Origin of the sequence: Kluyvera genomosp. 2 (genome assembly GCF_036759865.1) — a bacterium.
Lineage (GTDB): Bacteria > Pseudomonadota > Gammaproteobacteria > Enterobacterales > Enterobacteriaceae > Kluyvera > Kluyvera ascorbata_B.
In genome coordinates, this window is record NZ_JAPKIA010000001.1 from 329,450 (window position 1) to 350,659 (window position 21,210).

At 59.1% G+C, this 21,210-nt stretch carries 23 protein-coding genes and 1 pseudogene; 20 read left to right on the forward strand and 4 right to left on the reverse strand.

From position 1 onward, the window contains the following. Positions 1-2: 2 nt before the first annotated feature. Positions 3-1,010: pseudogene (gene benC / locus V6942_RS01635) on the reverse strand (benzoate 1,2-dioxygenase electron transfer component BenC); the annotation flags it as partial. Positions 1,011-1,628: 618 nt separating this feature from the next. Here benC and V6942_RS01640 point away from each other — a divergent pair. The 20 genes from V6942_RS01640 (at position 1,629) to V6942_RS01735 (ending at position 17,858) form a co-directional block, all read left to right on the forward strand. Then, positions 1,629-2,018, forward strand: coding sequence for a hypothetical protein (locus tag V6942_RS01640; protein ID WP_182929142.1), 390 nt, complete (start codon positions 1,629-1,631; stop codon positions 2,016-2,018). A 68-nt stretch (positions 2,019-2,086) separates the two neighbouring features. Further along, positions 2,087-3,151 (forward strand): class I SAM-dependent methyltransferase, encoded by a 1,065-nt coding sequence (locus V6942_RS01645; RefSeq protein ID WP_182965677.1) that lies wholly within the window; start codon positions 2,087-2,089, stop codon positions 3,149-3,151. A 66-nt stretch (positions 3,152-3,217) separates the two neighbouring features. Next, positions 3,218-3,940: a beta-ketoacyl synthase chain length factor gene (locus V6942_RS01650; RefSeq protein ID WP_106928663.1), complete on the forward strand. Its 723-nt coding sequence runs from the start codon at positions 3,218-3,220 to the stop codon at positions 3,938-3,940. Beyond that, on the forward strand, positions 3,937-4,752 hold the full coding sequence (locus V6942_RS01655) for a lysophospholipid acyltransferase family protein (RefSeq protein WP_106928665.1): 816 nt from the start codon (positions 3,937-3,939) through the stop codon (positions 4,750-4,752). Before V6942_RS01650 ends, V6942_RS01655 begins: the two co-directional genes overlap by 4 nt. After that, positions 4,733-4,990: a phosphopantetheine-binding protein gene (locus V6942_RS01660; protein WP_106928853.1), complete on the forward strand. Its 258-nt coding sequence runs from the start codon at positions 4,733-4,735 to the stop codon at positions 4,988-4,990. Before V6942_RS01655 ends, V6942_RS01660 begins: the two co-directional genes overlap by 20 nt. A 12-nt stretch (positions 4,991-5,002) precedes the next feature. After that, positions 5,003-5,254, forward strand: coding sequence for an acyl carrier protein (locus V6942_RS01665; protein ID WP_106928667.1), 252 nt, complete (start codon positions 5,003-5,005; stop codon positions 5,252-5,254). A gap of 6 nt (positions 5,255-5,260) precedes the next feature. Further along, complete coding sequence (locus V6942_RS01670) at positions 5,261-5,842, forward strand: hypothetical protein (protein WP_182965681.1); 582 nt, start codon at positions 5,261-5,263, stop codon at positions 5,840-5,842. Further along, positions 5,839-7,200, forward strand: a complete 1,362-nt coding sequence (locus tag V6942_RS01675) for an AMP-binding protein (RefSeq protein ID WP_333500734.1) — start codon at positions 5,839-5,841, stop codon at positions 7,198-7,200. Before V6942_RS01670 ends, V6942_RS01675 begins: the two co-directional genes overlap by 4 nt. Beyond that, a complete protein-coding gene (locus tag V6942_RS01680) occupies positions 7,187-7,540 on the forward strand; it encodes a hydroxymyristoyl-ACP dehydratase (RefSeq protein WP_333500735.1) in 354 nt (117 codons plus the stop codon). The genes V6942_RS01675 and V6942_RS01680 overlap by 14 nt, the downstream gene beginning before the upstream one ends. Continuing rightward, the gene (locus V6942_RS01685) at positions 7,531-9,222 is read left to right on the forward strand and encodes a glycosyltransferase family 2 protein (RefSeq protein WP_333500736.1); all 1,692 of its coding nucleotides are present in this window, start codon (positions 7,531-7,533) and stop codon (positions 9,220-9,222) included. Before V6942_RS01680 ends, V6942_RS01685 begins: the two co-directional genes overlap by 10 nt. Before the next feature lie 3 nt (positions 9,223-9,225). After that, positions 9,226-9,648 carry an acyl-CoA thioesterase gene (locus V6942_RS01690; protein WP_106928677.1) on the forward strand — a complete coding sequence of 141 codons (423 nt, stop codon included), beginning with the start codon at positions 9,226-9,228 and terminating at the stop codon, positions 9,646-9,648. Then, positions 9,645-10,250: a LolA family protein gene (locus tag V6942_RS01695; RefSeq protein ID WP_182965685.1), complete on the forward strand. Its 606-nt coding sequence runs from the start codon at positions 9,645-9,647 to the stop codon at positions 10,248-10,250. Before V6942_RS01690 ends, V6942_RS01695 begins: the two co-directional genes overlap by 4 nt. After that, positions 10,219-12,537, forward strand: a complete 2,319-nt coding sequence (locus V6942_RS01700; protein WP_106928681.1) for an MMPL family transporter — start codon at positions 10,219-10,221, stop codon at positions 12,535-12,537. The genes V6942_RS01695 and V6942_RS01700 overlap by 32 nt, the downstream gene beginning before the upstream one ends. A gap of 2 nt (positions 12,538-12,539) precedes the next feature. Further along, positions 12,540-13,208: a DUF3261 domain-containing protein gene (locus tag V6942_RS01705; RefSeq protein WP_374956751.1), complete on the forward strand. Its 669-nt coding sequence runs from the start codon at positions 12,540-12,542 to the stop codon at positions 13,206-13,208. Between the two features lies 1 nt (position 13,209). Then, positions 13,210-14,379: a beta-ketoacyl-[acyl-carrier-protein] synthase family protein gene (locus tag V6942_RS01710; RefSeq protein ID WP_106928683.1), complete on the forward strand. Its 1,170-nt coding sequence runs from the start codon at positions 13,210-13,212 to the stop codon at positions 14,377-14,379. Further along, on the forward strand, positions 14,376-14,852 hold the full coding sequence (locus V6942_RS01715; RefSeq protein ID WP_182929149.1) for a 3-hydroxy-fatty acyl-ACP dehydratase: 477 nt from the start codon (positions 14,376-14,378) through the stop codon (positions 14,850-14,852). The genes V6942_RS01710 and V6942_RS01715 overlap by 4 nt, the downstream gene beginning before the upstream one ends. Further along, positions 14,849-15,580, forward strand: coding sequence for a 3-ketoacyl-ACP reductase FabG2 (locus V6942_RS01720; RefSeq protein WP_106928687.1), 732 nt, complete (start codon positions 14,849-14,851; stop codon positions 15,578-15,580). The genes V6942_RS01715 and V6942_RS01720 overlap by 4 nt, the downstream gene beginning before the upstream one ends. Then, a complete protein-coding gene (locus V6942_RS01725) occupies positions 15,577-16,806 on the forward strand; it encodes a beta-ketoacyl-ACP synthase (protein WP_106928689.1) in 1,230 nt (409 codons plus the stop codon). The genes V6942_RS01720 and V6942_RS01725 overlap by 4 nt, the downstream gene beginning before the upstream one ends. A 1-nt stretch (position 16,807) precedes the next feature. Continuing rightward, on the forward strand, positions 16,808-17,389 hold the full coding sequence (gene acpT, locus V6942_RS01730; RefSeq protein WP_333500737.1) for a 4'-phosphopantetheinyl transferase AcpT: 582 nt from the start codon (positions 16,808-16,810) through the stop codon (positions 17,387-17,389). A 232-nt stretch (positions 17,390-17,621) separates the two neighbouring features. Continuing rightward, positions 17,622-17,858, forward strand: a complete 237-nt coding sequence (locus V6942_RS01735; RefSeq protein WP_106928692.1) for a hypothetical protein — start codon at positions 17,622-17,624, stop codon at positions 17,856-17,858. 61 nt (positions 17,859-17,919) lie between these two features. Here V6942_RS01735 and dsbG read toward each other — a convergent pair whose 3' ends face one another. The 3 genes from dsbG to V6942_RS01750 all read right to left on the reverse strand — a co-directional run bounded on the left by dsbG (position 17,920) and on the right by V6942_RS01750 (position 21,190). Then, entirely contained in the window at positions 17,920-18,678 is a 759-nt protein-coding gene (dsbG, locus tag V6942_RS01740) for a thiol:disulfide interchange protein DsbG (protein WP_182928297.1), read from the reverse strand. Positions 18,679-18,774: 96 nt separating this feature from the next. Then, positions 18,775-20,217, reverse strand: coding sequence for an L-asparagine permease (gene ansP / locus V6942_RS01745; protein ID WP_106928695.1), 1,443 nt, complete (start codon positions 20,215-20,217; stop codon positions 18,775-18,777). A 376-nt stretch (positions 20,218-20,593) separates the two neighbouring features. Next, positions 20,594-21,190: a transporter gene (locus tag V6942_RS01750; RefSeq protein WP_333500738.1), complete on the reverse strand. Its 597-nt coding sequence runs from the start codon at positions 21,188-21,190 to the stop codon at positions 20,594-20,596. Positions 21,191-21,210 lie beyond the last annotated feature (20 nt).

The window sequence follows — 21,210 nt, forward strand, 5'->3', positions numbered from 1 at the left end:
GGCGCGGCGACTGCACCGGCGAACTTCTCGTAGTAGAAATGACGCGGCGTCAGCCCCTCGCGATCGAGATAGCTGCGTACCGCATCGACCATTGGCGGCGGGCCGCAGAGATACACATCGACATCGCCACCGTGAAGCTGCCGGGCATCAATATGCGCGGTGACGTAGCCCTTATGCGGATGGCTGCTTTGCGGATCGGCCACGGTACAGCGGTAGCTGAAGTTCGGCAGGCGCCGCGTGTACGCATCCAGTACATCAATCGCCACCCGATCTTCATCGCGGGTCACGCCAAAAATCAGGTGTATCGGCATTGACGCAGCGCCATCATCCGCCAGTTTTGCCAGCATCGACAGGAACGGGGCCAGCCCGGTTCCCCCTGCCAGAAAGAGCACCGGGCGCTCAAGCGGACGCAGGTAGAAACTGCCCATCGGCCCACGAAAGCTTATCGCATCCCCCACGCGGGCCCGTTCACGCAGCCATTCGGACATCAGACCCTGCGGGACATTGCGCACGACAAACGACGCTTCAGGGTCTGAGGGACCGGAGCTAAACGAATACGCGCGTGTCTGGTCGCTACCGGGCACCTGCACGTTGACGTATTGCCCGGGCAGGAAGCTCAGCGCATGACGATCGTCGAGCGCAACGGAGAACGTTAACGTGGTTGGCGACAGCATCCTGCTGGCGGTGATGCGCCCGTGATAGGTCGCTACGCCGGCAGCCTGCGAAGCCGCGGCAATCTCCACGACGCAATCGCTCTGCGGGCGCATCTGGCAGGTCAGCACTCGCCCCGCGCGGGCTTCTTCGGCCGATAACGCGTCGTCAACGTAGTCGCCGTGCTGGTAGTCGCCGGATACACAGGTCGCTTTGCAGGTGCCACAGACGCCGTCACGGCAGTCGAGCGGAATGCTAATTCTATTGCGCACCGCGGCGTCAGCGACGGACTCACCGGCGCGGCACGGCAGAGTTTGCGTTGCGCCATCCTCAAAACGCAGGGTAATTTGATGGGTCATCTCTTCTTATCCTCCAGGCAGTTGCGGTCGGAAAATCCGAAGCCTCATCAAATGCTGGATGCCGTTCTGGCGCAACGGACAGAGATGACATTAAACAGGACAAAAACCGCATCCCGTCGGGTTAGCGGTACCGATCACGTTTCTTAATCCGCTGTCAGCAGAGCCATAAACGTTTCCCCCGAAGAATGCCCCTTTGCTCCCCCGGCCGCGGCGACGGCAGATGAGGGTTAATACCCCGCGGCTGACGCCCATCATAATTAATAGCTATACAACACCCCGTTTTTTAGATAAAAATTCTCCCTGCGGCGTCAAAAAACGATGGAGTGATAGATATAAAAGATTAAACCAGTCTAATATGTCGACTTTTAAAAAAAATTAACAAAATGAATCAATCTGCCGATAATACCTTTTTAAATTAACGTATATCGTGTACAGGCTAAATACACTGAAGCATTTTTTGACAATCATCAAAAATATAAATCAGCTGCCCGCACATGGGTTTTACTCAATACGCAAACAATGTTATATCTTGCTGGAATTTATTGTTTCTGGCTTCATCGCGATCAATCTCTTCTGGCATATAACAAAATAAACAGTGATATTTGATAGGAAATCAGCATGAATAAAATAGCTAAATGGTTCGCCGTTTTCGCCTTCATTAGCATTCTGGCAGGCTGCGCGCGCACGGCGCCAATTGAACAAATTAACACCGTCGTATCGGCAGGCCACAGCGCCGAACAGGTAAAAAACGCCATCTTAAAGGCGGGCATCCAGCGTGATTGGATCATGACGGAAGCGGCACCAGGCGTGATTAAGGCCACTCAGAAAGCCCGCGACCACTCTGCAACGGCAAACATCAAATACTCCGCAACGGGCTATTCAATTGTTTACGATAGCAGCTTCAACCTGAAAGCTTCCGATGGAAAAATTCACAAGAATTACAATCGCTGGGTGAGAAACCTCGACAAAGATATCCAGGTCAATCTGGCCAGCGCTGCTCTGCAATAAATTATCGCCGCCTAATCCCGCCACCTGCGGGATTAGGTTCTTTTACCCTCTGTATAGACCCTAAAACAATGTATGAACAGGACTCACTCAGCGCACTGGAAGCGATAACGGAAGCCCAGAAAATTGCGTTTGCTCCGATGCTATTTCAGACGGCGCTCAGCCTTCGCAATACCGGTATTCTCGCTTATTTAGATAAACAGGGTAAAAATGGCGCCACGTTGTCAGATATTGCGGCGCAATGTCCTCTCAATGAATATGCTATTAGTATTCTTCTGGATATGGGGCTGAGTGGGCGCATCGTTACCGCGCAAAACGATGCGTATTGTTTAACCAAAATCGGCCATTTCCTGCTGCATGACAAGATGACTAACGTCAATATGGATTTCACGCAGGATGTTTGCTATCAAGGGTTATTTTTTCTGGAACAGGCGCTAAAAGAAGGTAAGCCTTCGGGGTTGAAAGTTTTTGGCGATTGGCCGACAATTTATCCCGCGCTTTCTCAGCTGCCGGAATCGGCGCGCGCGAGCTGGTTTGCCTTCGATCATTATTACTCGGATGAAGCCTTCACGGCGGCGCTTCCGCGCATTTTCGCCAGCAATCCAACGATATTGTATGATGTCGGTGGAAATACCGGTAAATGGGCGCTGCATTGTTGCCAATACAATGACAATATTACGGTAACGATATTAGATCTGCCGTCGCAAATTACGCTGGCGCGCGCGAATATTGCTAATGCGGGCCTCACGCATCGGGTTAATTTTCACCCGGTGGATATGTTAAGCGCTGCCCCGCTGCCCGGTGAGGCTGATATCTGGTGGATGAGCCAGTTTCTTGACTGCTTTTCGCCCGAACAGATTATTGCTCTGCTGGCTAACGTCGCCCGCGCAATGAAGCCCGGCGCGAAGCTGTGCATTATGGAACTGTTCTGGGACGCGCAGAAATTTGAAGCGGCGGCCTTTAGCCTGAATGCTACCTCGCTGTACTTTACCTGCATGGCGAACGGTAACAGCCGGTTTTATAGCGTAGAGAAGTTTTATCACTATCTGGACCGCGCAGGTTTCCAGGTAGATGAACGCCACGACAACCTGGGTATTGGTCATACCCTACTGATTTGTCATAAGAAATCATTCTAAGGCAACATAATTTAGCGTTGGGCATTCAAAAAATGCCGATGGACTCATTGATTTAGGCGCGAGTGGATGAAATTTGCATTAAACATAATTGACTGGCAGGCCAGCGCGCCGGGCATCAATGACGCAGAACAGTGGCGGCAATGGGCGCAGCAGCCGTATGCCATCGATCCTGCTGCGCCGCTCGCTAAACCCAGCGAACTGCCAATGATGACCGCGCGACGCCTCAGCTCCGGCAGCAAGCTGGCGGTCGACTGCGGCCTGTCTTTACTGCGCAAACAGGATATCGATGCCGCGCTGTTCACCAGCCGTCACGGCGAGCTGGAGCGCAACTTCCGCATTCTTCAGGCGCTGGCCACCGAGCAGCCGCTCTCGCCCACCGATTTCGCCCTTTCCGTACACAACTCGTCGGTCGGTAATTTGACCATCGCCGCCAAAAAGCCGCTGGTCTCGTCGTCGCTGTCGGCGGGAAGAGACACCTTCCAGCAGGGACTGTGTGAGGTCATAGGCCTGTTACAGGCCGGCTACCAGCGCATCTTAATGGTCGATTTCGATGGCTTTTTGCCGGCCTTTTATCATGACCGCCTGCCGCCGACGATGCCCACCTGGCCTTTTGCCGTCGGGCTGGTGCTGGAGGCGGGCGACGCATGGCAATGCGAAACGCTGCCCGCTGCGCCGCAGGATGAAAGCGCATTGCCGCAAAGCCTGCTGTTTTTACAGCATTATCTCCAGGATGCCGCCACGTTCACCGTTCCCGGCGAACGCGCGCAGTGGCGCTGGAGCCGATCATGAGCACGCTATTTTCACGCCTCAACCGCCTGTGGCGCGCGGCAATGACCGGCGTGTGTTTCGCGCTGTTCGGCCTTGGCGGGCTAATGCTGTCGCTTATCTGGTTCAACCTGCTGCTGATTGTCGTGCGCAACAAAGCGCGTCGCCGTCGCCTGGCGCGGCGCAGCATCTCCGCCAGTTTCCGTCTTTTCCTGACGGTGGTCAGAACCGTCGGCGTACTGGATTACCAAATCACCGGGGCCGACAGGCTGCGCCAGGAGCGCGGCTGTCTGGTGGTGGCGAACCATCCCAGTCTGATTGACTACGTGATGCTGGCCTCTATCATGCCCGAGACCGACTGTCTGGTAAAAAGCGCGCTGCTGCATAATCCGTTCGTCAGCGGCGTTATCCGTGCCGCCGATTATCTGATTAACGATCAGGCCGACGCGCTGCTGCCGGCCAGTCGACAGCGGCTGCAGCAGGGCGACACCATTCTGATTTTTCCGGAAGGCACGCGCAGCGTTCCCGGCGAGAAAATGACGCTTCAGCGCGGGGCGGCCAATATCGCGGTACGCTGCGGCAGCGACCTGCGCGTTGTGGTTATCCGCTGCACCGAGCACATGCTGGGCAAACAGAGCAAATGGTACGACGCGCCGCCGACCAAGCCCGTGTTCACCATCGCGGTCGGCGAACGGGTGCCGCTCAATCAGTTTTACAACGCGAATTCACAAGAACCGGCGCTGGCGGCACGGCAGCTAAACCGGCATCTTTTACTTAAATTACAAACAAATTCTACGAATGGCATAGGACTTAATGATGCAAGCGCTTCATCTTGAAATTAAAAATCTCATCATCAATACCTTAAATCTGGATGAGCTATCCGCAGACGATATTGATACCGACGCGGCGCTGTTTGGCGACGGTCTGGGACTGGACTCCATTGATGCCCTGGAACTGGGCCTGGCGGTCAAAAATCAGTACGGCGTGGTGCTTTCAGCGGAAAGCGAAGAGATGCGTCAGCACTTCTTCTCCGTTGCCACGCTGGCCTCTTTCATTCACGCGCAACGTGCCTGAGGATCGCTCGTCATGACAGAACAACAAGCCATTTACGACGAAGTCTCTGCCCTGCTGGTTAAGCTGTTTGAAGTGGACCCGCAGGATATTCAGCCGCAAGCGCGCCTGTACGAAGATCTCGAGCTGGACAGCATCGATGCGGTTGACATGATCGTTCACCTGCAAAAGAAAACCGGCAAGAAGATCAAACCGGAAGAGTTCAAAGCGGTACGTACCGTGCAGGATGTGGTTGACGCGGTAGAACGTCTGCTGAAAGAAGCCTGATTCACGATGCCGAGCCTTCGCTCGCTGCCCGTCGTCCCGCTGCTGACAGGTTTATTGCTGCTGGCCTGGCCTTTTGTTATTGGCTTTGGTCTGGCGCATAACGGCCTGCACTGGCTGCTGCCGCTGATGGCGCTGCTGCTGTTTTTACGCTTGCGCCAGACCCGGCAACAGGCGGGACCGCTACGCGTGGTCACGCAGGTTGTGGCGGCGGCGGGCATCGCCCTGTGCCTTGCCAGCTACCTGCTTAAGACCCACCAGATGCTGCTGTTCTATCCGGTAGTGGTGAATGCGGTCATGCTGGCGGTATTCGGCGGTTCTCTGTGGTCGGCGATGCCGATCGTCGAGCGTCTGGCGCGCCTGCAGGAACCCGCGCTTCCCGAGTCTGGCGTGCGCTACACCCGCAGAGTCACGCAAATCTGGTGCGCCTTTTTCATCATCAACGGCAGCGTGGCGCTGTTTACCGCCCTGCACGGCGATATGTCGCTGTGGACCGCATGGAACGGCATGATTGCCTACCTGTTAATGGGGCTGCTGATGAGCGCGGAATGGCTGGTGCGCCGGCGGATGATTAAACGAGATTCACAATGAAGCAGACCCTGACGCTGACGCAATGGCTCACGGCCTCACGTCCTGCGCATACCCCTATTGCCTGGCTGGACCACCACACCTGGACGCTCGGCCACCTGCGGGCGGATGTCGCGCGGCTGATGGCCGACCTGCAGCGGCTGGAAGGTGAACGCTGGGCGCTGTGCTTTGAAAACAGCTATTTGTTTATCGTGGCGCTGCTGGCCACGCTGCACGCGGGAAAAACGCCGGTGATACCAGGGCATAACCGCGTGTCGCTGCTGGATGAACAACGTGCATTTTTCGACGGTGTCCTCAGCGACCGGCCGCTGGACTGGCATGGGCCACAGCAGGTCGTGCACTCGGCGATGACCGTAAGCCTCGACGCGCTTTCCCTGCCCGCGCTGCGCCACGACGCGCACGTAACCCTGTTCACCTCCGGTTCGACCGGGCAACCCAAACGCATCAATAAATCGATCGCCAGCCTCGATCGCGAGGCCATGCTGCTGGCTGCACGCTTTGCCGATCGCCTGGCCGACAGCCGGGTGGTGGCGTCCGTGGTGCCGCAGCATTTGTACGGCCTGACGTTTCGTATCTTCCTGCCGATGGCGCTGGGCCTGCCGCTGCACGCCGCGATGCTCTATTACGCCGAACAGCTGGCAGCGCTCGACCCGCAGTATCGCTACACCTTTATCAGCAGCCCGGCCTTTTTAAAGCGGCTTGATTCCCGGCTCGCCGCGCCTCCGCTGGCGGCGCTGGTTTCGGCGGGCGGCCTGCTGCCGTGGCAGGATGTTAGCCACGCCGCCGAATGGCTCAGAATCTGGCCGGATGAAATCTACGGCAGCACCGAGACCGGCGTTCTCGCCTGGCGTTCCCGCCAGCAGGATAACGTGAGCTGGCTGCCCTTCCCCGGCGTCCGATTTGTGCCTGAAAACGACGCGTTGCGCGTTTTTTCACCGCTGATCGCCGACGCTCACGGTCTGCTGCTCGACGACATTCTGCGCTTCGATGCCGACGGTCGATTCCATCTCGCGGGCCGTCGCGGCCGGGTCGTCAAAATAGAAGAAAAGCGCGTTTCGCTCAGCGAAGTTGAGCGCCGGCTGCTGTCGCTGGAAGGCATCCGAGAAGCGGCCGCACTGCCTATCATTCGCGGCGGGCGCCAGAGCGTGGGCGTGCTGCTGGTGCTGGATGACGCCGTGCGTCAACGCTGGCAGGCGCGCGACGGCAAGGCCCTGGAACAGGCGTGGCGACACGCGCTGCGGCAGTGGCTGGAACCGGTCGCCGTGCCGCGCTACTGGCGGGTGATCGAGCAGATGCCCGTCAACAGTATGAATAAGCGTGTCTATGCGCAATTACAGGAGTTATTTCATGAAACCCCGTGAAATTGAGCGCCGCCAGGCACAGCCGCATCGGCTCGACGTAGTGCTGTCTCTTGACCCCGATCTTTTCTGGTTCAAGGGTCATTTTGCCGTGCAGCCTCTGTTGCCCGGCGTCGCACAGCTGGACTGGGTGATGCACTATGCCACCACCTTACTGGCCCCCGGCTGGCGTTTTCACAGCATGCCGAACGTGAAGTTTCAGGCTCCGCTGCTGCCGATGACGCACGTCACGCTAAGCATGGAGTGGCAGGAAACGCGCCAGACGCTCACGTTCAGCTACCAGCGCCACGACGGCGAAGCCCGCCATACGGCCAGCAGCGGGAAAATCCGCCTATGCCGCTGACGTTCTCTCCCTGTGTGCTGATCCCCTGCTATAACCACGGCGCGATGATGCCGGGCGTGTTGGCGCGCCTGCGATCGTTTGCTCTGCCCTGTATCGTGGTCGACGATGGCAGCGATGCCGCCACGCGAGAGACGCTCACCCGACTGGCAGCGCAGACTGAAGGCCTGACGTTGATACGCCTGGACGAGAACGCCGGCAAAGGTGCCGCGGTGATCCGCGGGCTTGAAGCCGCCGCGGCCGTAGGCTATAGCCATGCCGTGCAGGTCGACGCCGATGGCCAGCACGCCATTGAAGATATTCCCAAACTGCTGGCGCTTGCCGAGGAGCACCCGACGGCGCTGATTTCCGGTCAGCCCATTTACGATGAATCCATTCCCCGTTCGCGCCTCTACGGCCGTTGGGTCACCCACGTCTGGGTGTGGATTGAAACGCTTTCGCTGCAGCTCAAAGACAGCATGTGCGGCTTTCGCGTCTATCCGGTGGCCCCCACTCTCCAGCTCGCCGAGCGCGCAACGCTCGGCAAACGGATGGATTTCGATACCGAAGTGATGGTCCGTCTGTACTGGCAGGGCAACACCAGCTATTTCGTCCCCACCCGCGTCACCTATCCGCTGGATGGGCTGTCGCACTTTGATGCGCTCAAAGACAACCTGCGGATTTCCCGTATGCACACGCGGCTGTTCTTCGGCATGCTGCCGCGCATTCCGACGCTGCTGTTTCGCCGCGCGTCGCCGCACTGGGCGCGGCAGCAAGAAGTGAAAGGACTGTGGGGGATGCGTCTGATGCTGTGGGTATGGCGATGCCTCGGTCGGCGGGCATTTACCCTGCTGCTGTATCCGGTGGTTGGCGTTTATTGGCTGACGGCAACACAGGCGCGGCGCGCTTCGCAAAACTGGGTAGCCCGGGTGCGCTCCCGGCTCACCGCCCGCCAGATGCCGGTACCGGCCAACCTGACGAGCTATCAGCACTTTCTGCGCTTTGGCAACGCAATGCTCGATAAAATCGCCGGCTGGCGCGGCGAACTGCAGCTCGGCCGTGATGTGGTCTTTTCTCCGGGAGCAGAAGCGGCGCTCCACGCCGATGACACGCGCGGCAAGCTGCTGCTGGCCTCACATCTCGGCGATGTTGAAGTCTGCCGTGCGCTGGCGCAGCGCCAGGGCAGCAAAACCATCAACGCGCTGGTGTTCAGCGAAAACGCTCAGCGCTTCAAACAGATTATGCAAGAAATGGCGCCGCAGGCGGGCATCAACCTGATGCCGGTCACCGACATCGGCCCGGAGACGGCAATCTTACTCAAAGAGAAGCTGGATCGCGGCGAATGGATTGCCATCGTCGGCGATCGCATTGCGGTCAATCCGCAGCGCGGCGGCGAGTGGCGCGTTTGCTGGAGCCGCTTTATGGACCAGCCCGCCCCCTTCCCGCAGGGGCCGTTTATTCTCGCCTCGATTCTGCGCTGCCCGGTGGTTTTACTGTTCGCACTGCGCCAGGCAGAGAAGCTGCATATTCACTGCGAGCCGTTTGCCGATCCCCTGCTCCTTGCGCGCGCTACGCGTCAGGAGGCCTTACAGCAGGCAATTGACCGCTACGCACAGCGTCTTGAGCACTATGCCCTGCAGTCGCCGCTCGATTGGTTTAACTTTTTCGATTTCTGGCAGCTGCCGGATCCCCAAAACAAGGAGTAAAGGGTGCTAAACGATCCCCGCTTTACGGCTGAAGTCGAGCTGACCATTCCCTTTCATGATGTCGATATGATGGGCGTGGCGTGGCACGGCAACTATTTCCGCTATTTCGAAATTGCGCGCGAGGCGCTGCTTAACCAGTTTGACTATGGCTATCGCCAGATGAAGGATTCGGGTTTCGTCTGGCCGGTGGTTGATACGCGCGTGAAGTACCGCCATCCGCTGACCTTCGAGCAGCGTATCCGCGTGCGCGCGCGCATTGAAGAATATGAAAATCGCCTGCGCATAGGCTACGAAATTTTTGACGCCAACAGCGGCCAACGAACCACCACCGGCTACACCATTCAGGTGGCGGTCGACGAAGCCAGCCGCGAGTTGTGTTTTGTCAGCCCGGATATTTTGTTCGAACGCATGGGGGTGACGCCGTGAGATTTCTGCCATTGCTGGCGCTGCTGATAAGCCCATTTGTGAGCGCCCTGACGCTCGACACGCTGCAACAGCGTTTTACGGAACAGCCGGTGATCCGTGCGCACTTCGATCAGACCCGCACGATTAAAGATCTGCCGCAACCGCTGCGATCGCAAGGCACGATGCTGATCGCCCGCGACCAGGGCCTGCTGTGGGACCAGACGGCGCCGTTCCCGATGCAGCTGCTGCTGGATGATAAACGCATGGTACAAGCTATCAACGGTCAGCCGCCGCAGACGATTACCGCAGAGAACAATCCGCAGATGTTCCAGTTTAACCACCTGCTGCGCGCGCTGTTCCAGGCCGATCGCACGGTGCTCGAGCAGAACTTCCGCGTCGATTTTGCCGACCTCGGCGACGGGCGCTGGACGCTGCGCCTCACGCCGACCACCACGCCGCTGGATAAAATTTTTGCCACCATTGATTTGGCCGGTAAGACCTATCTGCAGCACATTACGTTGAATGATAAACAGGGCGATCGCACCGATATCACTCTTTCCCAACACCAACTGACGCCCGCCCAGCTAACCGATGACGAACGCCAACGCTTTACCGCCCCGTAAACGCCCGGCGCTGCTGTGGGCCCTCGCCTGCCTGCTGATGCTGGCGGCGCTGCTCACGCTGCTGCCCCAGGCACGCCTCAACAGCAGCGTGCTGGCCATGCTGCCCAAACAGGCCATGGGCGCGCTGCCGCCGAACCTCAACGACGGCTTTATGCAGCGCCTCGACCGTCAGTTGGTCTGGCTGGTCAGCCCCGGTAAGCAGGCCGACCCGCAGGTCGCCCGCGACTGGCTGACGCGGCTACAGCAGTCGCACGCGCTCGCTACGGTAAAAGGCCCGATGGATGCCGACAGTCAGCAGGCCTGGGGCGCTTTTTTCTGGCAGCACCGCAACGGCCTGATTGACCCTGACACCCGCACGCGGCTGCAAAACGGCGGCGAAGCACAGGCGCAGTGGATCCTCTCCCAGCTCTATTCGGCTTTTTCCGGCGTGAGCGGCAAAGAGCTGCAAAACGATCCGCTGATGCTGATGCGCGGCTCGCAGCTGGCGATGGCGAAAAACGGCCAGCGCCTGCGGCTGATGGACGGCTGGCTGGTCACCCAGGATAGTGAAGGCAACTATTGGTACCTGCTGCACGGCGAACTGGCGGGTTCTTCTTTTGATATGCAACAAACGCACCGCCTGGTGACCACGCTCAATACGCTTGAGGAGGAGCTCAAAGCGCGCTATCCGCAGGCTCAGCTGCTGTCACGCGGTACGGTATTTTACAGCGACTACGCCAGCCAGCAGGCCAAGCGGGACGTCTCGACCCTCGGCGTCGCCACCCTGCTGGGCGTGCTGCTGCTGATTGTCGTGACCTTTCGCTCGCTGCGCCCGCTGCTGCTGTGTTTGATCTCCATCGCCATCGGCGCGCTGGCAGGGACCGTGGCGACGCTGCTGGTGTTTGGCGAGCTGCACCTGATGACGCTGGTGATGAGTATGAGCATCATCGGAATTTCCGCCGACTATACGCTCTACTATCTGACCGAGCGGATGGTGCACGGCGCGGAGGCCACGCCGTGGCAAAGCCTCGATAAAGTGCGCAACGCCCTGCTGCTGGCGCTGCTGACCACCGTCGCGGCGTACCTGATTATGATGCTCGCCCCGTTCCCCGGCATTCGCCAGATGGCGCTGTTTGCGGCGGTGGGGCTGAGCGCCTCGTGCCTGACGGTCATTTTCTGGCATCCGTGGCTGTGCCGCGGCCTGCCGGTGCGTCCGGTTCCGGCGATGGTGCTGATGCTGCGCTGGCTGGCGGCCTGGCGGCGGAATAAAAAGCTGTCTGTCGGGCTGCCGCTGGCTCTGGCACTGCTGTCGCTGGCGGGCCTGGCGACGCTACGCGTCGATGATGATATCGCCCAGCTTCAGGCGCTGCCGCAGCATCTGCTGAAGCAGGAAAAAACCATTACCGCCCTCACCGGGCAAAGCGTCGATCAGAAGTGGTTTGTGGTGTACGGTGCCTCCGCGCAGCAAACGCTGGAGCGCCTGGAAGCCTTTACGCCCGCGCTGGACGCGGCGCAAAAATCCGGTCTGCTGAGCGGCTTTCGTCCCCTGGCGCTGAATTCGCTCGCCCGTCAACAGCAGGATCTCGCCCTCTTAAGAACGGCCGCGCCCGCTATCATCAATGCGTTGCACAGCGCCGGGTTGACAACGGTGACGCCGGACCTGTCGCCGATGCCGGTCACGGTTGATGACTGGCTCAATAGCCCGGCCAGCGAAGGCTGGCGGCTGCTGTGGCTCACACTGCCCGCTGGCGAAAGCGGCGTGCTGGTGCCGGTTGACGGCGTAAAGGACAGCGCGGCGCTGAACGCACTGAGCGAGAAATACGCCGGGGTAGCGTGGGTGGATCGTAAGAGCACCTTCGATGCGCTGTTCGCGCTGTATCGTAGCGTGTTAACCGGACTGCTGTTTATCGCCCTGGCGGTGATCGCCTGCGGGGCGATCGTCCGGCTCGGCTGGCGGCGAGGGCTTATCAGCCTCGTGCCGTCGGTACTCTCGCTCGGCTGCGGCCTGGCGGCGCTGGCGCTGAGCGGTCACCCGCTCAATCTGTTTTCGCTGCTGGCGTTGGTGCTGGTGCTGGGTATCGGCATTAACTACACCCTATTTTTCAGTAATCCGCGCGGCACGCCGCTCACGTCAATGCTGGCGATCGGTCTGGCGATGCTGACGACGTTGTTGACCCTCGGGATGCTGGTTTTCAGCGCCACGCAGGCCATCAGCAGTTTTGGTATCGTCCTGGTGAGCGGGATTTTCACCGCCTTCCTGCTGTCGCCGCTGGCGATGCCGGGCAAAAAAGAGAAGAAAAAACGATGATGATAGCGACATTTTTTGCCGGATGGCGACGCGTTGCCGTCCTATCCGGCTTACACACACCACCACACCCGGCAGGCCGGATCACGCTACGCCGTCATCCGGCAATCCACGCCATAATCCTGAGCTGTGCGTTCGTCCTGGCCGGCTGCAGCCATTCGCAGCAGGATCAATCCGGCCGCCCGCAGGCCTGGCTGGAACCGGGTACCCGTGTAACCCTGCCCGCGCCGGGCATCACGCCGGCGGTCAGTTCACAGCAGCTGCTGACCGGCAGCTTCAACGGTCAGACCCAGTCGCTGCTGGTGATGCTGAACGCCAACGATCAAAAACTGACGCTGGCAGGGCTGTCATCGGTCGGTATCCGTCTGTTTCTCGTGACCTACGACGACCGTGGGCTCCACGCCGAGCAGTCGATCGTTGTGCCGCAGCTGCCGCCCGCCAGCCAGGTGCTGGCCGACGTCATGCTCAGCCACTGGCCGATTAGCGCCTGGCTGCCGCAGCTGCCGAAAGGCTGGACCCTGACGGACCACGGCGATAAACGCGAGCTGCGCAACGCGCGCGGCGCGCTGGTGACGGAAATCACCTACCTGAACCGCAAGGGCAAGCGTGAGCCTATTAGCATTGAGCAGCACGTCTTTAAATACCACATCACCATTCAATATTTAGGTGACTGATATGATTTATATTTCTGCGGTCGGCATGATTAATGCGCTGGGCAGCCATACGGATGATATCGCTGCGAATCTCACCCGCGGCGTGGCGCCAGGCATGCGTGCCAGAACCGGCTGGCTCCAGGGGCACCCGCACGCGGTGCTCGGCGGCGTCGACGGCGAGCTGCCCGCTATTCCTGATACCTTTTGCGATCACCGTTCGCGCAACAACCAGCTGCTGCTGGCCGCCCTGTCCCAGATTGCGCCACAGGTCGACGGCGCCATCACCCGGTACGGGCGCGATCGGGTCGCCGTTGTCCTGGGTACCAGCACTTCCGGTCTCGATGAGGGCGACGCGCACGTTAACCTGACGCTCAACGGCCAGCAGAGCGCCGCGTGGCATTATCCGCAGCAGGAGCTCGGCGATCCGTCGCGCTTCCTCAGCCGCTGGCTGGATCTCGATGGCCCGGCGTTTACGCTGTCTACCGCCTGTTCCTCCAGCGCTCGCGCCATTATCAGCGGGCGTCGCCTGATCGAAGCCGGGCTGGCCGATGTCGCGATTGTCGGTGGCGCCGACACGCTCAGCCGCATGCCAATTAACGGCTTTCACAGCCTGGAGTCGCTCTCACCAACGCGTTGCCAGCCGTTCGGTGAGGGGCGCAGCGGCATTACCATCGGCGAAGGCGCGGCGCTGATGCTGCTCACCCGCGAACCACAGCCCATTGCGCTGCTGGGCGTCGGAGAATCCAGCGATGCCTACCATATTTCCGCACCGCATCCGCAGGGGGAAGGCGCCATTCGCGCCATTGAGCTGGCGCTGAGCGATGCCGGTATGGCCCCTGACGATATTGGTTACATCAATCTGCATGGGACCGCCACGCCGCTGAACGATCAGATTGAATCACGGGTGGTCAATGCGCTATTTGGCGAGCGGGTACCGTGCAGCTCTACCAAACACCTGACCGGGCATACGCTTGGTGCGGCGGGCATCACCGAAGCCGCGCTCAGCATGTTGATTTTACAGCGCAATTTGCCGCTACCCGCCCAGGACTTTAGCCAGTCGCCGCGCGACCCGGCGCTGCCACCCTGCGGCATTATCACGCAGCCACAGCCGCTGGAACGCCCGGTTATTTTGTCGAATTCCTTTGCCTTTGGCGGCAATAACGCCAGCATTTTGCTCGGGAGAATCGCATGAGCCCCTATCTGTCGCCCGCCGAATATCTGCCGCACGACGCCCCGATGCTGCTGCTCGACGAGGTCGAGTGGGTCAGCGAGGAGCAGGCGGTTTGCCGCGTGAGCATCGACAGCACCGGCGTGCTGTCGCCGTTTCTTGACCCGGAAGGAAATCTACCGGGCTGGTATGCGCTGGAGCTGATGGCGCAGACCGTTGGCGTCTGGTCAGGCTGGCATCGCCATCAACAGGGGCAGGCGGCTATCGCTCTCGGCATGGTGCTGGGTGCCCGCGAACTGATCTGCGCCGCAGGCAGTTTGCCCGGCGGAAAAACCCTCACCATCACCGTCAAACTGCTGATGCAGGACGCGCGCTTTGGCAGCTTTGAATGCGCCATTACCGCCGATGAACAGACGCTGGCCACCGGCCGCGTTAACACCTTCCAGCCGACGGCAGAAGAACTTCAATCACTCTTTCAACAGGGAGCGTCCTCATGAGTCGTTCAGTTTTAGTGACCGGCGCAAGTAAAGGTATCGGCCGCGCCATTGCCCGTCAGCTGGCCGCCGACGGCTTCACGGTCGGCGTCCACTACCACCGTGACGCGCAGGGCGCGCAGGCAACGCTGGAAGCGATTCTCGCCGCCGGTGGCGCCGGGCGTCTGCTGTGTTTTGACGTCGCCGACCGCGCCCAGTGCCGCGAAGTTCTGGAGCAGGATATCGACGCACACGGTGCATGGTATGGCGTGGTGAGCAACGCGGGCATCGCCCGCGACGCCGCCTTCCCGGCGCTAAGCGACAGTGACTGGGACGCGGTGATCCATACCAATCTCGACAGTTTTTATAACGTCATCCAGCCGTGCATTATGCCGATGATTGGCGCTCGCCAGGGCGGTCGCATCATCACGCTGTCGTCAGTCTCCGGCGTGATGGGCAACCGTGGGCAGGTCAACTACAGTGCCGCCAAAGCCGGGATCATCGGCGCGACCAAAGCGCTGGCCATTGAGCTTGCGAAACGCAAAATTACCGTTAACTGCATTGCGCCGGGGCTTATCGACACCGGCATGATTGAGATGGAAGAAGCCGCGCTGAAAGAAGCGATGGCGATCATTCCGATGAAGCGCATGGGCCAGGCCGACGAAGTGGCCGGGCTCGCCAGCTATTTAATGTCAGACGTGGCGGGCTATGTCACCCGCCAGGTGATTTCCATCAATGGAGGGATGTTATGACACGTCGCGTAGTCATTACCGGCATGGGCGGCGTGACCGCCTTTGGGGAAAGCTGGCAGAACGTCTCCGCCAGGCTGCTGGCCTACGAAAATGCCGTGCGCAAAATGCCGGAATGGCAGGTTTACGACGGGCTGCACACGCTACTGGGCGCCCCTGTTGACGATTTTGCTCTCCCGGAGCACTACACCCGCAAACGAATTCGCGCCATGGGCCGCGTGTCGTTGATGTCGACCCGCGCCACCGAGCTGGCGCTGGAACAGGCAGGTCTGATTGGCGACGACGTGCTGACCAACGGGGATACCGGTATCGCCTACGGCTCATCAACCGGCAGCACCGGTCCGGTGAGCGAATTCGCGACCATGCTTACCGAAAAGCACACCAACAATATTACGGGCACCACCTATGTGCAGATGATGCCGCACACCACCGCCGTGAACACCGGGCTGTTCTTTGGCCTGCGCGGTCGGGTCATTCCCACCTCCAGCGCCTGCACCTCAGGCAGCCAGGCTATCGGCTACGCGTGGGAAGCGATTCGTCACGGTTATCAAACGGTGATGGTCGCCGGCGGTGCGGAAGAGCTGTGCCCGTCGGAAGCGGCGGTATTTGATACGCTGTTTGCCACCAGCCAGCGCAACGATGAACCGAAAACTACCCCTTCGCCGTTTGATGAAAGCCGCGACGGTCTGGTGATCGGCGAAGGCGCCGGGACGCTGATTCTGGAAGAGCTTGAGCACGCTAAAGCGCGCGGTGCGACGATTTACGGCGAAATCATCGGCTTCGCCACCAACTGTGACGCCGCGCATATCACCCAACCGCAGCGGGAAACCATGCAGATTTGTATGCAGCAGGCGCTTAAGATGGCCGGGCTGAGCCCGCTAGACATCGGCTATATTTCCGCGCACGGCACCGCCACCGACCGGGGCGACATCGCCGAAAGCCAGGCGACGGCCGCTATCTACGGCGATAACGTTCCCCTCTCCTCGCTGAAAAGCTATTTTGGTCACACCCTGGGTGCCTGCGGCGCGCTGGAGGCCTGGATGAGTCTGCAAATGATGCGCGAGGGTTGGTTCGCACCGACGCTGAATCTGCATAAGCCGGACGCCAACTGCGGCGCGCTGGACTACATCATGGGCGAGGCCCGTCGCATCGACTGTGAGTTTTTGCAGAGCAACAACTTTGCGTTTGGCGGCATCAATACCTCCATCATTATTAAACGCTGGCCGTAGCGTGTACCGTCTGCTGCTGGGGAAAGTGTCGGTATTAAGCGCAGGCTTTCTGCCGCCCGAGCTTATTGCCGAGGCACCGTCTGGCCCCCGGCGCCCCCGCTGGCTGGCCGGTCGGGCCCTGCTTGCCCGCGCCGTCTCACCGCTGCCCGACATCGGCTACGGCGAGCAGGGCAAGCCCTGCTTCTCCTCGCCTTCCCCGCTGTGGTTCAACCTGAGCCACAGCGGGGATGATATTGCTCTGCTGCTCAGCGATGAGGGCGAAGTCGGCTGCGATATCGAAGCGCTACGCCCGCGAGCCCGCTGGCCCGCGCTGGCCGAGGCGCTGTTCAGCCCCGGCGAACGCGCGCAGATCGCGGCAGCGCCACCGGCGGCACAGCTGCCCACCTTCTGGCAAATCTGGACCCGTAAAGAAGCGATGCTAAAACAGCGCGGCGGCAGCGTCTGGCAGATGGCGCAGGCCGACAGCACGCAGCCCGATTCGCTTTTTATCGCGCATCATTGGCTGAATACGCTCAGCATCGCCGTTTGCACGCCAACGCCGGTTAATCTGGCGGCGCTGATAACGTCAGCAACCGTGCGTTAATCCGCCCCACGTGCAGTCTGCACAAATGCCAGATAAACGGAAAATCGCTTATTTTGATGCACATCATTTTTACCGCTATCGTCGGCGGCGACCTACAACATTGATTCTGGTCAACTCCATTCCGCCAGCGGCAGTGCATTTTATGCGCCATTTTATTTATGCGGTGAATGAGAAATTGGTTTTAAGACTTGAACAAATGTTTGTCCGGCCAGCCAGTCTGTGGGGGTGGTTGATGTGTAATGCGCTGAATGCGATGGCTATCGTTATCTGCTTTTCCGCCATCAGCGCGTTTATTGGCATCCGGGAATCTGCCTGGCACATCGTGGTGACGGTAGCGATAATTATCTCCACATTCTACAGCGCTAACTATTTTTCCGCGCTGGAGTCGCGTAACGACAGGCGGCGTTTTTTCCTTTTCGCCTGGGTGGTTGTGACCATCATTCTGAACTTCATCCATATTACAGGCTGACTCGCCGCGTAACGGATGCCGGTCCTCTCCCGTTTCGGGAGAAAGACCTGACGATGATAGCCTACGGACGCGGGCCGAACATCTCGATCAGCTGTTTTTCATCCGGCATGCCAACCACCTGCTGCAGCTCATTTTTATCATTCATGTAGTAAATGGCTGGCGTGACGTTAGCCCCGAGATCGTCCATCAGCTTCTGATGCTGCTGGAGTAAATTGAAGGTTTCGCGCGGCGTCGTTCCGGTAAAATGCGGCAGTTTTTTACCGCCCGACAGTTCGTAGTCCCGCCAGGCCGCTACCGGGTCGGCCGCATTCAGAATCGCCGTCGCGTTGCGGCCGCTTTGCGGGTTCAGGAAGGCCACCAGCAGCGTGTTGAGCTGTACTTTACCTGCCGCTACCCAGGGCTGGGCCGCCGACCAGAAGGTTTTACAGTACGGACAGAACGGATCGGCAAACACCACCACCTTGCGTTCGGCGCTATCGGGCCCCTCTTTCAGCGCGTGAGCGTCGTTCAGCTTCTGCCACATCTCGCGCCCCAGCGGGATGTAAATCTCGCTTTTGAAAAAGTCCTCGCTCAGGTTTTTTCCTTTATCATCATAAAGGTAGCCAGAAACCACGTGTTTACCGTCGGGAGTAAGAAACAGCGTGACGCCCATATCCTGATACTGACCGACCCAGCTTTTGAGCCCGCCTGGCGCATCAATTTCTTTGATAATTTTGATGTTTTGCTGCTCGCTAAAGCGTTTAACAACGTCGGGCAGCGGCGTGCTGGCAAAAGCCAGCGCGGGCATCAGCGTCAGCGCCATCAGTAGCGTGGATTTCATTTTCGTCTCTCCTTAAAGCGGGGACGCCCCGCGAGTGAAGTGGTTCGCCGCTGGAGAATCGGCCTGATAGCGTCGCCATCAGGCCGTTGAGGCAGGTTATGGCGCAGTACGGTGAATTTCCGCTACGCGCTTGCGTACGCCAAACCAGCCCGCGACCAGCAGAATGGCAATCAGCGGCAGCGCGGCAATAGTGTAGGTACCGTTCGGGTAGTCAAACGCCATCAGCACCAGCACGCTCAGCAGGAACAGCAGCGTCAGCCACGAGGTAAACGGCGCGCCCGGCAGCTTGAAGCTCACGTCGGCGGCTTTGCCCTCTTTGATGGCCTTACGCAGACGCAGCTGGCACACCATGATGAAGCCCCATGACGCAATAATCCCCAGCGAAGCGAAGTTAAGGACAATCTCAAACACCTGCGATGGTACCAGATAGTTGAGGAACACGCCCACCACATAGACCACCAGCGTCGCCATAATACCGGCATACGGCACGTGCTGGCGGCTCATTTTGCTCATGAACTTCGGCGCCGAGCCGCCCATCGCCATGGAGCGCAAAATACGCCCTGTGCAGTACAGGCCTGAGTTCAGGCTGGAGAGCGCCGCAGTCAGCACTACGATATTCATAATGCTGCCAATGTACGGTACGCCCAGCTTGGAGAAGAAGGTCACGAACGGGCTTTGCCCCGCCTGATAGGCCGTCCACGGCAGCAGCAGCACCAGCAGTACGACTGAACCAACGTAGAACAGACCGATACGCCAGATGACGCTATTGATTGCACGCGGCACCATGGTCTGCGGGTCTTTACATTCACCGGCGGCGGTGCCCACCAGTTCAATGGACGCAAAGGCAAAAACCACCCCCTGCACCAGCACCAGCGCAGGCAACAGGCCGTGCGGGAAGAAACCGCCGTTATCGGTAATCAGGTGGAAACCGGTCGCGTTGCCGTCCAGCGGTTTGCCGCTGCCGAGGTAGACGGTGCCGACCACCAGAAACACCACGATCGCCAGCACTTTAATCAGCGCGAACCAGAACTCCATTTCGGCGAACCACTTCACGCCAATCATGTTCATGGTGCCCACCACCGCCAGCGCGCCGAGGGCAAACACCCACTGCGGGACATCGCCAAAAGCGCCCCAGTAGTGCATATACAGGGCGACCGCGGTGATGTCGACAATGCCAGTCATCGCCCAGTTAATGAAATACATCCAGCCAGCCACATAGGCCGCCTTTTCACCGAGAAATTCGCGGGCATAAGAGACGAAACTGCCGCTCGAGGGGCGGTGCAGCACCAGCTCACCCAGCGCACGCAGGATGAAGAACGAGAAAATACCGCAAACCAGGTACACCAGCGCCAGCGCGGGCCCGGCCATTTGCAGGCGCGCGCCTGCGCCGAGGAACAGACCGGTACCGATTGCGCCACCGATCGCGATCATCTGTACCTGGCGATTACCCATCGCCTTGTGATACCCCTCTTCGTGGGCATTCAGCCAGCGTCTTTTCGCCGCGCGTTGCTCCGCGGCAGATGTGTTTTGTGTTTCCATTTTTCCCTGTTACCTGTCTGATTTTAGGAGGACTTCAGGCCGTCGGCGGCGGAACGCAGGCCGCGACGGTCAACGCGATTTTTCCCGTCATTCTGCGTAGGGATAAAATCGCCGCGAAGCATCCTACCTGCAATTAATAAGCGGTGCAAAACATACGCGGGGGTCAGCGGCGACGCCGGCAGATAAAGCGCGCGTTGCCGCCGCTGAGCACAGCGATTTGCTCTGCGTCAGACCGCGCAGATTTCACGTTGTTGCCGCAATAAGGATCGTCTGTCGACAGGCAGAGAAAAGGCCTCTGCAGAGAGGCCTTGGGGAAAGAGAAAGCCGCAAGAAAACTTAATTTCGTCGAATCAACTTAGCGCTAAAAATATATTTTTCATTCAGAACGGTGCGTTGCCGGAAAAAGATTAACCGATGCCCCCAGGCACAGCATATAACCAAACAGCTCGCAGCCCTCTTCAACCATATTTTTAACCACACGAACATAGCCGTCCTGTAAAATAGAGTGCCAAAGCATCGACATGCCAAACAGGCGAGAGAAAATAAGAATTGCCAGCAGGCCCGAGATCATCAGCCCGTACGACGGCGTGGTGGTATACTCAACCAGCTGCGCGAGTACCCGCTGCGGACGGCGAAACGTGTAGGCTATCGTCACCAGGCTGACCGCCAGCGCAAACCACAGCCAGCTGCCGTGGTGGATAAGGTCAAAAACCGCATCCAGCTCGCGAATGAGCATAGCCATAAAGAAGCCGGCAATCAGGATATGACGCTGTCGCGCGATGCGCGCTTTACGGGCGCGGAAAAGGTGTATCACCACGATGCCAAACAGAATGCATTCCTGGACAATTTCGGTGAGTGAATCTTCCGACAGGTCGTTTTTAAAAATATTCACATCAACATGCAAACAGAGAACCGCCACCACCACGGCCGCAGCCAAAAAAATAACGCGCAATAATAAATTAACTAAAAGCATAAAATTCACTGCATTTTATA

Coding starts and splice junctions, on each gene's coding strand:
- V6942_RS01640 (WP_182929142.1), top strand. CDS start 1,629: ATGAATAAAATAGCTAAATGGTTCGCCGTTTTCGCCTTCATTAGCATT.
- V6942_RS01645 (WP_182965677.1), top strand. CDS start 2,087: ATGTATGAACAGGACTCACTCAGCGCACTGGAAGCGATAACGGAAGCC.
- V6942_RS01650 (WP_106928663.1), top strand. CDS start 3,218: ATGAAATTTGCATTAAACATAATTGACTGGCAGGCCAGCGCGCCGGGC.
- V6942_RS01655 (WP_106928665.1), top strand. CDS start 3,937: ATGAGCACGCTATTTTCACGCCTCAACCGCCTGTGGCGCGCGGCAATG.
- V6942_RS01660 (WP_106928853.1), top strand. CDS start 4,733: ATGCAAGCGCTTCATCTTGAAATTAAAAATCTCATCATCAATACCTTA.
- V6942_RS01665 (WP_106928667.1), top strand. CDS start 5,003: ATGACAGAACAACAAGCCATTTACGACGAAGTCTCTGCCCTGCTGGTT.
- V6942_RS01670 (WP_182965681.1), top strand. CDS start 5,261: ATGCCGAGCCTTCGCTCGCTGCCCGTCGTCCCGCTGCTGACAGGTTTA.
- V6942_RS01675 (WP_333500734.1), top strand. CDS start 5,839: ATGAAGCAGACCCTGACGCTGACGCAATGGCTCACGGCCTCACGTCCT.
- V6942_RS01680 (WP_333500735.1), top strand. CDS start 7,187: ATGAAACCCCGTGAAATTGAGCGCCGCCAGGCACAGCCGCATCGGCTC.
- V6942_RS01685 (WP_333500736.1), top strand. CDS start 7,531: ATGCCGCTGACGTTCTCTCCCTGTGTGCTGATCCCCTGCTATAACCAC.
- V6942_RS01700 (WP_106928681.1), top strand. CDS start 10,219: ATGACGAACGCCAACGCTTTACCGCCCCGTAAACGCCCGGCGCTGCTG.
- V6942_RS01710 (WP_106928683.1), top strand. CDS start 13,210: ATGATTTATATTTCTGCGGTCGGCATGATTAATGCGCTGGGCAGCCAT.
- V6942_RS01715 (WP_182929149.1), top strand. CDS start 14,376: ATGAGCCCCTATCTGTCGCCCGCCGAATATCTGCCGCACGACGCCCCG.
- V6942_RS01720 (WP_106928687.1), top strand. CDS start 14,849: ATGAGTCGTTCAGTTTTAGTGACCGGCGCAAGTAAAGGTATCGGCCGC.
- V6942_RS01725 (WP_106928689.1), top strand. CDS start 15,577: ATGACACGTCGCGTAGTCATTACCGGCATGGGCGGCGTGACCGCCTTT.
- V6942_RS01735 (WP_106928692.1), top strand. CDS start 17,622: ATGTGTAATGCGCTGAATGCGATGGCTATCGTTATCTGCTTTTCCGCC.
- dsbG (WP_182928297.1), bottom strand. CDS start 18,678: ATGAAATCCACGCTACTGATGGCGCTGACGCTGATGCCCGCGCTGGCT.
- ansP (WP_106928695.1), bottom strand. CDS start 20,217: ATGGAAACACAAAACACATCTGCCGCGGAGCAACGCGCGGCGAAAAGA.
- V6942_RS01750 (WP_333500738.1), bottom strand. CDS start 21,190: ATGCTTTTAGTTAATTTATTATTGCGCGTTATTTTTTTGGCTGCGGCC.